Annotated in this window: 10 protein-coding genes and 1 tRNA gene; 8 read left to right on the top strand and 3 right to left on the bottom strand. The window is 64.0% G+C overall.

Features of this window, described 5'->3' with window-relative positions; translation table 11 throughout:
* Positions 1–1,479, top strand: a 1,479-nt coding sequence (locus tag ACE3O8_RS10505) for a recombinase family protein (RefSeq protein WP_374389504.1), incomplete at its 5' end; no start/stop codon positions are given.
* A 170-nt stretch (positions 1,480–1,649) separates the two neighbouring features.
* Here ACE3O8_RS10505 and ACE3O8_RS10500 read toward each other — a convergent pair.
* Positions 1,650–1,739, bottom strand: a tRNA-Ser gene (locus ACE3O8_RS10500).
* 79 nt (positions 1,740–1,818) lie between these two features.
* Here ACE3O8_RS10500 and ACE3O8_RS10495 point away from each other — a divergent pair.
* Genes ACE3O8_RS10495 through tmk form a run of 3 tightly spaced genes read left to right on the top strand, consistent with a single transcriptional unit; the run spans position 1,819 to position 4,287 of the window.
* Positions 1,819–2,844, top strand: coding sequence for a lytic transglycosylase domain-containing protein (locus ACE3O8_RS10495; RefSeq protein WP_374389502.1), 1,026 nt, complete (start codon positions 1,819–1,821; stop codon positions 2,842–2,844).
* Positions 2,819–3,658, top strand: a complete 840-nt coding sequence (locus ACE3O8_RS10490; RefSeq protein ID WP_374389500.1) for a septal ring lytic transglycosylase RlpA family protein — start codon at positions 2,819–2,821, stop codon at positions 3,656–3,658. The genes ACE3O8_RS10495 and ACE3O8_RS10490 overlap by 26 nt, the downstream gene beginning before the upstream one ends.
* On the top strand, positions 3,655–4,287 hold the full coding sequence (gene tmk, locus ACE3O8_RS10485) for a dTMP kinase (RefSeq protein WP_374389498.1): 633 nt from the start codon (positions 3,655–3,657) through the stop codon (positions 4,285–4,287). Before ACE3O8_RS10490 ends, tmk begins: the two co-directional genes overlap by 4 nt.
* Here the strand turns inward: tmk and ACE3O8_RS10480 are convergent.
* On the bottom strand, positions 4,262–5,053 hold the full coding sequence (locus ACE3O8_RS10480) for a sterol desaturase family protein (RefSeq protein ID WP_374389496.1): 792 nt from the start codon (positions 5,051–5,053) through the stop codon (positions 4,262–4,264). The two genes, tmk and ACE3O8_RS10480, sit on opposite strands and share 26 nt — an antisense overlap.
* Before the next feature lie 48 nt (positions 5,054–5,101).
* Between ACE3O8_RS10480 and crtY the strand changes: the two genes are divergently transcribed.
* Genes crtY through ACE3O8_RS10460 form a run of 4 tightly spaced genes read left to right on the top strand, consistent with a single transcriptional unit; the run spans position 5,102 to position 9,245 of the window.
* Positions 5,102–6,265, top strand: a complete 1,164-nt coding sequence (gene crtY, locus ACE3O8_RS10475; RefSeq protein WP_374389494.1) for a lycopene beta-cyclase CrtY — start codon at positions 5,102–5,104, stop codon at positions 6,263–6,265.
* Positions 6,266–6,273: 8 nt separating this feature from the next.
* Positions 6,274–7,818 (top strand): phytoene desaturase, encoded by a 1,545-nt coding sequence (locus ACE3O8_RS10470; protein WP_374389492.1) that lies wholly within the window; start codon positions 6,274–6,276, stop codon positions 7,816–7,818.
* Between the two features lie 9 nt (positions 7,819–7,827).
* On the top strand, positions 7,828–8,775 hold the full coding sequence (locus ACE3O8_RS10465; RefSeq protein ID WP_374389490.1) for a phytoene/squalene synthase family protein: 948 nt from the start codon (positions 7,828–7,830) through the stop codon (positions 8,773–8,775).
* Positions 8,772–9,245, top strand: a complete 474-nt coding sequence (locus ACE3O8_RS10460) for a GNAT family N-acetyltransferase (protein WP_374389488.1) — start codon at positions 8,772–8,774, stop codon at positions 9,243–9,245. The genes ACE3O8_RS10465 and ACE3O8_RS10460 overlap by 4 nt, the downstream gene beginning before the upstream one ends.
* A 1,403-nt stretch (positions 9,246–10,648) precedes the next feature.
* Here ACE3O8_RS10460 and ACE3O8_RS10455 read toward each other — a convergent pair.
* Entirely contained in the window at positions 10,649–11,194 is a 546-nt protein-coding gene (locus ACE3O8_RS10455) for an HlyD family efflux transporter periplasmic adaptor subunit (RefSeq protein ID WP_374389486.1), read from the bottom strand.
* Between the last annotated feature and the right edge of the window lie 582 nt (positions 11,195–11,776).

Raw genomic sequence — 11,776 nt, 5'->3', positions numbered from 1 at the left:
GACAATGTCGTCGTCTACAAGGTCGATCGTCTGACCCGAAGCCTGCTGGACTTTGCAAAGCTGGTCGATGCGTTCGACAAGGCAGGTGTCAGCTTCGTCTCGGTCACCCAGTCGTTCAATACCACCACTAGCATGGGGCGGTTGACGCTCAACATGCTGCTGTCATTCGCGCAGTTCGAGCGTGAGGTGACCGCAGAACGGATCCGGGACAAGATCGCGGCCTCCAAGCAACGTGGCATGTGGATGGGAGGGACGCCGCCCATCGGGTATCGACCAGACGGGCGCAGTCTCGCCATCGTCGAAGAAGACGCCGCAATCGTGCGCCACATCTTCCAGCGCTACCTAGAACTGGGTACTGTACGCACCCTTCACGATGAATTGATCCGGGAACGCATACGTCAGCCCCGGCGGACAACATCAGCAGGCCGTTCGTTCGGTGGGACCTCATTCGGGAGGGCTCAGCTCTACAACTTGCTGAAGAACCCGCTCTACGTCGGGCGCATTCGACACGGATCGAAGACCTATCCAGGTAACCACCCGGCTATCGTCGATCGGGACACTTGGGACCGCGTCCAAGCACAGCTCGCCGACAACAGCCAAGGCGTGCAACTGGCGCCGACCGCCAAGGATCCCAGCCTGCTCGCGGGCAAGATCATCGATCAGGATGGGGAGCCACTGGTTGCAACCCATGCCTGCAAGGGCAAGGTGCGGTACCGTTACTATGTCAGTCGACATCTGCAGCATGGGCCGCGCGCCAACGATGCCAGCGCCAACGGTTCCAACGGCATTCGGATTCCCGCGAAGGAGCTGGAGCAACTGGCAGTCCGAGCGATCATCGCCGAGTTGAGGGATTGCGTTGCCCTGTCCCGACGGCTTGGCGCTTCGACCGACAGCCCTCGCCAGCTCGCAGCGCTCGTGAAGAATGCAGGGGCCATGGTCGCCACGCTCGATGGCAAACGGGGACTGCCTGTCCAGACCCTGCTCGGGCGCATCGTCCAGAGGGTGGCGGTCCAAGAGGATGCGGTGGAACTGGTCTTGAATCCGGCTGCCATGTGCGACGCGCTCGGACTCGATGCCAACAATTCCAATGCAGATGCATTCTGCATCACGATCCCGGCGCGCGTCCGTCGGACCGGTCCTGCGGTGCGGTTCGTGCTGGGGACCGGTCAGCATGCTTCAGAAGCACCAGTCGATCAGAAGCTGGTTGCTGCCATCGTGAAGGGGCGGACCTGGTGGAAGCAGCTTCAGGCCGACCAGAGTCTCACTGTCACGGGCCTCGCTGCCATCGAAGATGCCAGCCCCTCCTACGTCGATCGCATCCTGCGTCTGGCGTTCCTCTCTCCTGCAATCGTGGATGCGATCCTCTCCGGCGAGGCGCCAGCCGAGCTCAACCTTCATCGGCTCAAGGACGTGAAGCGCATCGCACCGTCCTGGCCCAAGCAGCACCGGCAGCTGGGTATCGCCGCCTCCCGCGGCTAAGGCCCTAGAACCACTTCCCGACCTCCGAAATCGGCGACTGAGAAACCCGGCAATTCTCGCCCAATTCTGCAGCGTCCGGAGCAGGCTCAGGTCAGGTCGGTCCGGCAAAGCCCCGGAAATACGGGCAGAAAAGTGCGACCCGGGAAGTGGGCGCATATATCTCAGATAGTTGGCGGACAGGGTGAGATTCGAACTCACGGTGAGCTTCCACCCACGGCGGTTTTCAAGACCGCTGCCTTAAACCACTCGGCCACCTGTCCGTCGCGGCTTCGTTAGCGGCGGCCGGGCGCTGGCGAAAGGGGATTCACGCGGGAGTCCGCCTGTGGCACAGGGGGGCGGATGAGACGACTGCTTCTTGCCGCCGCCCTTCTGATCGCGTCGCCCGCCGGGGCCGACGTGACCTCCCCGGCGGATGGGTTCCCGATCTGGCTTGCCAACTACAAGGCCGCTGCACAGGCCCGCGGGCTGAAGGCGGAGTGGCTGGAAGCCGCGCTGTCGGGCGCGACCTACAGCGAGCGCGCCGTGCAGCTGGACCGGAGCCAGCCCGACGATTCGGGCAAGCGCAACATCTTCGCCGACTATCTGGCGCGGCAGCTGACGCAACAGCGTATCGACGACGGGCTGACGCGCGCCGCCGACAACAGGCAGACGCTGTTGCAGGTGTCCGCGAAAACCGGTGTTCCGCCCGAAATCATCGTGGCGATCTGGGGCATGGAAACCAGCTATGGCCGCGTGCTGGGCGGGTTCGACCTGCCATCGGCCATCGCGACGCTGGCCTATGATGCGCGGCGCGAGGCGCTGTTCACCCGCGAGCTGGACGCCCTGGTGCGCATGGTGGGCGAGCGCGGGGTGCGGCGCGACCAGCTGAAGGGCAGCTGGGCGGGCGCCTTCGGGCAATCGCAGTTCCTGCCGTCGAGCTACCTCAACTATGCCGCAGACGGCGACGGCGACGGGCTGGCGGACATCTGGGCGTCCCAGCCCGACACCTTCCTGTCCATCGGCAATTATCTGGCGAAAAACGGCTGGCAGCGCGGGCTGACCTGGGGCTTTCGCGTGGGCGTGCCGCAGGGGTTCGACCGGGCGACGGTGGCGAACCCCGAAAAGCCTGTCAGCTGCATCCGGCCGATGCTGGTGCATTCGCGCTGGCTGACGGCGGCCGAGTGGCGGGCGAAGGGCTTCGTGCCGCTGAACGCCATCTGGCCGGCGGACGATGTGAAGATGACGCTGGTGGAGCCCGATGGCCCGGGGGAGGGCGCCTTCCTGACGACCGCCAACTACCGCGCGATCATGCAGTACAACTGCTCCAACTTCTATGCCCTCTCTGTCGCCCTGCTCGGCAATGCGCTTCAGCCCGCTTTCCGCTAGTTCGCTGCTGCTGCTGGCGGCCTGCGCCTCTCAGCCCAAGCCGCCGGTGACGGCGTCGCGCCCGTCCGCGCATGTGCCGGCTGGGCCCGCCGTGCCGGGGGTGAAGGTGGGCAAGCCCTATCAGGTGTTCGGCGTCACCTATTACCCGGCCGACGACCGCGGCTATGAACGGCAGGGGATCGCCAGCTGGTATGGCCCCACCTTCCACGAGAAGGCGACCGCGAACGGCGAGACCTATAATCAGGACGACATCACCGCCGCCCACAAGACGCTGCCGATGCCGAGCTGGGTGGAGGTGACAAACCTGGACAATGGCCGGGTGCTTGTGGTGCGCATCAACGATCGCGGGCCGTTCGTGGATGGGCGGATCATCGATCTGTCGCGCAAGTCGGCCCAGCTTCTGGGGGTGGATGGGCCGGGGTTGGCGCGGGTGCGCGTGAAGCGGGTGTTTCCGGAAGGCGACTGGGCGCGGGGGGCACCCGTGCTGGCGTCTGCGCCGGCACAGACCGGCACTGCGCTGGCGTCTTCATCTGTTGCACCATCGGCGATTGCACCGGTGTCGGCGCCCCCTGTCGTGGTTGCGGCGGTGCCTGCCGGGGTGCCGGGGCGCTTCATCCAGGTGGCGGCCCTGTCAGACGAGGCGAAGGCGCGGGCGCTGGCATCGGTGCTGGGGGATTTCGGCCCGGCCTTTGCCGTGCCAACGGACACGGGCATGTGGCGCGTGCGGATCGGGCCGGTGGCGGACGCCGCAGCCGGCGACCTGCTGGAGGATGTGCGGGCCGCCGGTTATCTGGAAGCGCGGGTGGTGCAATGACGGGGCGGTTCATCGCGTTTGAAGGCGGCGAAGGCGCAGGCAAATCCACCCAGATCGCGCGGCTGGCCGAAGCGCTGCGCGCGCGGGGGCAGGATGTGGTGGTGACGCGCGAGCCCGGCGGCACCCCCGGCGCTGAGGAGATCCGGAACCTGTTCGTGCAGGGGGCGACCGGCCGCTGGACCGTGGAAACAGACGTTTTGCTGGTGACGGCCGCGCGCGCTGATCATGTGGCGCGGCTGATCCGCCCGGCGCTGGAGGCCGGCAAGACGGTGCTGTGCGACCGCTATATCCATTCGACGCTGGCCTATCAGGGATGCGGCAAGGGCGTGCCGTTGGGCCTGTTGAAGCGGCTGCACAGCTTTGCGACCGGCAACCTGTGGCCCGATCTGGTGCTGTGGCTGGATCTGCCGGTGGAGCAGGGGCTTTCCCGATCCACCAAGCGGGCGGCGGCGCAGGATGAAAGCCTGCCACAGGAACAGCGCTTCGAGGCGCTGGGGCTCGCCTATCACGAGAAGGTGCGGCGCGGATTTGCGGCCTTTGCCGCGGACGATCCGCGCATGGTGCGGATCGACGCGACGCGCGGGATCGACGAGGTGGCGGCCGCTATCGCGGTTGCGGCGCTGGGCTGAACCTGCGCTCTTTCGCGGCGAGCAGATCCGGCGACAGGCCGTTATCGGTTCCACACAGCTTGTCCCAGAAACGGAAATAGAGCCCGTAGTTGGACAGGTAGCGCTCGTGGTGGACATGGTGGTGCGAGGCCGAGATGACATGGCGGCCGAACCAGCCTTCGATCCAGCGGCGGGGGAAGATTTCCCAGCCCATGTGGTTCGTCACGCCGAAGAAGGTCATGATCGTCAGCACCAGGCCCAGCCCCGCGATGTGGATGGGGATGACGAAGGTGAGCGCGGGGATCAGCCAGGCGGCCGACAGGGATTCCCAGGGGTGGAAGGCCATCGCCGCCCAGGCCGTGGGCGGGCGGCTTTCATGGTGGACGGCATGGGCCTTGCGGAACAGCCAGGGCCAGTGGTGCATGGCGCGGTGCGTCCAGTAGAACCAGGCGTCGTGGATGACGAGGTAGAGGAACACCGAGGCGGGAATCCACCAGAGGGGATAGGCGCCGGGATCGACATAGATCCGGGTGAGGCCCTGCGTGGCCCACAGATGTGCGACGAGGCCGGCGGGCAGGCCGTAGAGGACGGCGGCCGACAGCGACCAGGCGATTTCCCGCTTCACCTGCCGCGCCATCCGCGCGGCCTTCTTCGGATCGGCCGGGGCATAGACATCGGGGCGGATGCGCTTTGCCATCCATGCGAACAGGCCGGAAATGGCGAGATAGCGGATCGCCACGATCAGGCACATGGCCAGAAGCGAGACCCAGAGAGCGGTTTGCGGCATATCCTAGCACCTAGCGGTGCGCGCGCCGCGCGGCTAGAGGCTGGGGCCGTGACAGTTTCCCGCATGAACGATGCCGACATTCTGCTGCTGGGCGGCGGGCTTTCCGCCGGGCTGATCGCATTGGCGCTGAAGCGGCGGCGGCCGGACGTGCGGGTGGCGATCGTGGAATCGGCGGACCGCTTCGGCGGGAACCACACATGGTCCAGCTTCGGCAGCGATCTGGACGCCGATGGCCGGGCGCTGGTGGCGCCGCTGATCGCGCACAGCTGGGACCGGTACGACGTGCGCTTCCCATCCTATGCGCGGCAGCTGGCGAACGGCTATCAATCCGCCACGTCGGAGCGGCTGGATGCGGCCCTCAACGACATCGTGCCGGCCGGCCGGCGCTTCACCGGCGTGCCGGTGGTGGAGGTGGCGCCCGACCGGGTGGTTCTGGCCGACCAGCGGGTGCTGACGGCCGGAGCCGTGATCGACGCGCGCGGGCAGCGGCCATCGCCCCATCTGGACCTGGGCTTCCAGAAGTTCGTGGGGCTGGAGGTGGAATTCGAGGCGCCGCACGGACTGACGGGCCCCATCATCATGGACGCGACGGTGGACCAGAAAGACGGCTACCGCTTCGTCTATACATTGCCGTTCAGCCCGACGACGGCGCTGATCGAGGACACCTATTATGCCGACGGCCCGGTGCTGGACCGGGACGCGGTGGCCGCGCGCGTGAAGGCCTATGCAGAGGCGCAGGGCTGGCGGATCGCGCGGGTGATCCGCAACGAGGACGGGGTGCTGCCCATCGCCATCGGCGGGGACATCCGGGCGCATCTGGCGCAGTATCCGGCCGGCATCGCACCAGTCGGGATGGCGGCGGCGCTGTTCCATCCGGTGACGGGCTACAGCTTTCCCGATGCGGTGCGGCTGGCGCAGCATGTGGCCGCCCTGCCGGAGCTGTCAGGTGCGGCCATCGACCGCGCTGTCCGCGCCCATGCCGCCGACGTGTGGGACGGAAACGGATTCTACCGGCTTTTGAACAAGATGCTGTTTCGCGCTGCCTATCCGCACGAGCGGCGGGGGGTGCTGGAGCGCTTCTACACGCTGCCGGACGGCCTTGTTTCACGCTTCTATGCTGGCCATAGCACGCTGGCCGACAAGGCGCGGGTGCTGACAGGCAAGCCCCCCGTGCCCATCGGCCGCGCGGTGCGCGCCATTCTGAAAGGTTGAGCAACGAGATGCAGCGAACGGCAGCGGTGATCGGCAGCGGCTTCGGCGGACTGGCGCTTGCGATCCGGCTTCAGTCGGCCGGCATTCAGACGACGCTGATCGAGGCGCGGGACAAGCCCGGCGGGCGCGGCTATGTCTTTGAAGTGGATGGCTTCAGCTTTGATGCGGGGCCGACGGTGGTGACCGACCCCAGCTGCATCGAGGAGCTGTTCGCGCTGAGCGGCCGGAGCATCGCCGACTATGTGGAACTGATGCCGGTGACGCCCTTTTACCGGCTGATGTGGGAGGATGGCTCCGTCTTCGATTATTCGAACGACGACGAAAAGCTGCTGGCGCAGATCGCGGCGAAGAACCCCGCCGATGTCGATGGCTATCGCCGCTTCATGGAATATTCCGAAGGGGTGTTCACCGAAGGCTATGAGAAGCTGGGCCATCACGCCTTCCTGGATTTCCGCTCCATGCTGGAGGCGGCCCCGAACCTGATGAAATATCAGGCCTGGCGCTCCGTCTATTCGGTGGTGGCGAGCTATATTCAGGATCCGCAGTTGCGCGAGGCGTTCAGCTTCCACACGCTGCTGGTGGGCGGAAACCCATTCAAGACCAGCTCCATCTATGCGCTGATCCATGCGCTGGAAAAGAAGTGGGGCGTGTGGTTCCCCAAGGGCGGGACGCATGCGCTGGTGCGCGGCATGCTGAAGCTGTTCGAGGACCTGGGCGGCACCGTCATCATGGGCACCAAGGTAAGCCGGATCGAAGCCGCGGCCGGGCATGTGATGGGCGTGACGCTGGCCGACGGGCGGGAGCTGAAGGTGGACGCCGTCGCCTCCAACGGGGACGTGGTGCATACCTATCAGGACCTGCTCGGCCATCATCCGCGCGGGGTGAAGATGGCGAAGACGATGAAGCGCAAGAGCTTTTCGCCATCGCTGTTCGTGATCTACTTCGGGCTGAAGGGCCATCGCGCCGACATTCCGCAGCATACGATCCTGTTCGGGCCGCGATACCGGGAGCTGCTGGACGACATCTATTCGGCGGGCGGGCTGGCGGATGATTTTTCGCTGTATCTGCACCACCCCACCGCGACCGATCCTGCGCTGGCGCCGGAGGGGCATTCGGGCTTCTATGTGCTTTCGCCCGTGCCGCATCTGGGCAAGGCGCCGCTGGACTGGGATGCGGTGGCGCCCAAATATGCCGACAAGATCCTGGCCTATCTGGAAAAGCATTTGATTCCGGGGCTGTCCGCCGATCTGGTGCACAAGAGCTGGTTCACGCCGGAGAATTTCCGCACCGAGCTGAGCGCGCACCTGGGATCGGCCTTCAGCCTGGAGCCGGTGCTGTGGCAATCGGCCTATTTCCGCACCCACAACCGCGACGACAAGCTGAAGAACCTGTATTTCGTGGGCGCGGGCACGCACCCCGGCGCGGGGATTCCGGGCGTCGTGGGGTCTGCCAAGGCGACGGCGCGGCTGATGCTGGAGGATCTGGGCGCGGATGCGCTGGGCTGGCCCTCCAACGGTGGGCCGCAGCTTGAGGCCGTGGGCGGGGCAGCGTAAACCTTCGACATGACCGACGCTGTTCTTGCGGCTGCCCATGAGGCGATCCAGAAGGGTTCGAAGAGCTTCGCGCTGGCGAGCCGGTTGTTCGACGGCGGCACGCGCGACCGGGCGACCCTGCTCTATGCCTGGTGCCGGCACTGCGACGATGTGATCGACGACCAGATGCTGGGCGAAGGCGCGCATGAATGGGGCCATTGGGGGGCGACGCCCGCCGAGCGGCTGGCGCGGCTGCGCGACTGCACCGACAAGGCGCTGGCGGGCGAGCCGACGGGTGAACCCGCCTTCGAGGCGCTGGCGCGGGTGGCGGCGGAAACGGGGCTGCCGGCGCGCTATGCGCATGATCTGATCGACGGCTTTGCGATGGACGTCGACTGGAAGACGGTTATCAGCGCCGACGACCTGCTGACCTATTGCTATCATGTGGCGGGGTGCGTGGGGGTGATGATGGCGATCGTGATGGGGGTGCCGCCATCCGATCATGCCACGCTGGCGCGGGCATCGGACCTGGGTTTGAGCTTCCAGCTGAACAACATCGCCCGCGACGTGGCGGAGGATGCGGCGCGCGGGCGCTGTTACCTGCCGCAGGACTGGCTGGAGGCCGAGGGGCTGACGCTGGAAACCTATGCGCTGCCGGAAAGCCGGGGGACGCTGCATCGGGTGGTGACGCGGCTGGTGGACCTGGCGGAACGCTATGAGGCGTCTGCCGCGCATGGGGTGCCCGCGCTGCGGAACCGGCAGGCGTGGGCGGTGCTGTCTGCCGCGCAGATCTATGGCGATATCGGGCGCAAGGTGCGCGGGCAGGGGCCCGAGGCGCTGGAACGGCGCGCCTATACGCGGCGGCGGGACAAGCTGATCGCGGTGGCGCTGGCCGCGCCGGAAGCGATCTGGAAGCGCAACATCCGGGTTTCGACCCCGTCTGACCGGACGGGGCTGTGGACGCCCGATTTCGCATGAGCTTCCGCATTGCGCGGGACGATCTGACAGGCGAACCGACGCGGGATCTGCTGCGGCTGCATCTGCAGGGCATGCAGGCGAGTTCGCCGCCGGGGCACAGCTTCGCGCTGGACCTTTCCGGGCTGCAACGGCCGGACGTGACGGTGTGGAGTGCGTGGGAGGGGGCACGGATCGCGGCCATCGGGGCGCTGAAGGCGCTGGGCGACGGCAATGGCGAAGTGAAATCGATGCGCACCCATCCGGAATTCCTGCGCCGGGGGGCCGGGGCGGCGGTGCTGGAAACGATCATCGCGGAGGCCCGGGCGCGGGGCTTTGCGCGCCTCTCTCTGGAAACAGGCACCGGCGAGGCGTTCGAGGCGGCGCTTGCGATGTATCGGAAGCGCGGGTTCGTAAGCGGGGCGGCGTTCGCGGATTATGTGGCGAGCGACTTCAACCAGTTCCTGCATCTGGATTTGCAGACAGGCGGCTGAGATAACCACATTGGTTGTTCCACGTGGAACATTTCCCTACACTTTGATTTCAATGGCTTGAGGGCGAAAGCTGTTGGAGTTGTAGGAGATAATGTCTGCCTTTGCCTGGCAGATGGTGGTATCCAATTGATATACTGCCCCTGAAATTCCCCGGATTCCTTGCGACATCAAATAGGTGTTGTGTCCCCGGATTTCTTGTAGGAAATAGGTGTTGTGTCCCCGGATTTCTTGTAGGTATTGTGTCCCCGGATTTCTGCCGGATTCCTTGCGACATCAAATAGGTATTGTGTCCCCGGATTTCGCTGTCCCCTGACCTACCCGCCCACAATTCTGCTAAGCGATTTACCTCAGCATTAGCCCACTGCTTAACTGAGCCTCCACCGGGAAGTGGCGCAGACCACACCTCTTCCGCAAGTTCCCCAATCGCCCAGCCAATCAATGCACTTCCAACACCGACCGCTACTGCCGTCGTCGTTACGGCTACAGTTGCTGGGATCAGGGCGGCAATTACTATGCCCCCTACAATCCCGGCGCCGACACTTGCTGTTGTAGTAAAGATAGTCTCTAGAGGATCCCCTCCAATTGCCGCATCGCCTCCTGCGAATATGACACTGTAACCAATATCAGCCGCAAGGATAGCGCGCCCCGCAGATGTGTGCCCTGCTAGCCTTGCCGATTCGTCAAGGAAACCAATTGCGGCGTCGTTCAGCGCCCCGACAGCACCCCAAACATCTTGCCCAAATTCGCGAGAATCATCTGATTGAGCCATTAACGAATCCTCTCATCGGACTTTACGGACACAACAATCACATTAATCAATGACGAGCATACAAAAAATATTAACAATCCCGCTGCGATGCATTGGACAGTCAACCCTATTGGTGTCGATATATTTAGTATTATTGATCTTCGACCTTGTGAATATATCCAGATATATTGCATTGCAATCAACAAAGCCGAAAACATAATGCACCCAAAAATACTAATTGATAGAAATTTTAACTTGCCATATACGAGAAATTTTCTATTTGTCTCAAAGAATATTTCGTAATTTATAATATTTAATACAATAGATGTCAAAATAGCCGCTGTCATTACAATAGATGAGCGCCAACCTGTTAAATTGTTAGGAACTTCAAATACCTTTAGTACCGTAGGAAAATCATAAATGCCGAATTTAGTAAATGATATTATGAAATATAGAGTCCACCCCGAAACAAATGTCCCAAACATTGATACTGTTGCCAACATATTTTTCTTTTTTCTTATTTCGACCATAAATTTGCCATCGGCGGCATAAAAAACTATAGTTGTAGTAAACAATATTGTGAAAAACAGGAAAGGCGATCGGAATATAATTGAGAATATTAGAGAAAACGATATCCCTGTGATGATTACCTTGTTCACCGTTCTCTCCCCGCTTCGCTCACCGCCCGCTCTAATGGGCTAAGCAGATAGTCGATCACTCGTCGCTCATCGGTACGGATCTCCGCGCTCGCCGCGAGGCCGGGGGTCACCTCAATCGCGCTTCCCCGCTGTGGTGGCTTCACCGTCACCCTTGCCGCATACACCGGCCCCAGCTTCTCGTCCTGGATCGCATCCCGGCTGATCCAGGCCAGCCTGCCCTCCAGCGTGCCGTAGCGCGTGAACGGGAACGCCTCCAGCTTCACCGTCACCGGCTGGCCCACCTCCACGAACCCCGCGTCCCGGTTCAACACCTGCGCCTCCACGATCAGCTCCCCGCTGTCCGGCACCACCACAAGGATCGGGTCCGCCGCCTTCAGAACCGCCCCTTCGCTGTAGATCGCCAGCTGCTGCACCACCCCGTCCACCGGGCTGCGCAGCACCTGCTGGCTCTGCCGCTGCGTCGCCTTCGTCAGCTCCTCCCGCGCCAGTCGCGCGTCGGCCTCGGCCTTGGCCAGATCGGCCAGCACTGCCTCGGCGCGCATCTTTGTGGCGCGGGCGGGTGGCTGGGAAGGGAACGCATCGAACAGCACGGATGGATTGGTGGCACAGCCGGAAGGGTTTGGCCAAGGGGGGAGGGGAAGCTGGGCCAGGGATCAAGTCTGGGGTGGCTTTGCGGGAGGGCCTTCGACAGGCTCAGGCTGAGCGGGTGGTGCAAGCTGAGCGGGCGGTGCAGGCTGCGCGGGGGCCTTCGACAGGCTCAGGCTGAGCGGGCGATGCGGACTGGGCGTGGGCCTTCGACAGGCTCAGGCTGAGCGGGTGACGCGGACTGGGCGTGGGCCATCGACAGGCTCAGGCCGAGCGGGTGTTGCAGGGTGAGCGCGGGCCTTCGACGGGCTCAGGCTGAGCGGGTGGGTTCGGGCTGAGCAGGTGGGGTCGGGCTGAGCCGGTGGGGATGTGGGGGGGGCGGGGGTGCTCCCCTCTCTCCAAACCTCTCCCCAACGGGGAGAGAGCCTCCGTTGCGTCGCAGGCAATCGATGCTGATCACGCACATGAGGTGGGCGTTCAAGCGCGACGCCCCTTTTGAGGGTGCAGGGACATCATGTCCCTGCTGGGTGCAGGGCAAG

This window comes from Sandaracinobacter sp., from assembly GCF_041909755.1.
Lineage (GTDB): Bacteria > Pseudomonadota > Alphaproteobacteria > Sphingomonadales > Sphingomonadaceae > Sandaracinobacteroides.
The sequence above is the reverse complement of the archived record's forward strand: the minus strand, read 5'-3'. Positions and strand labels throughout refer to the sequence as shown.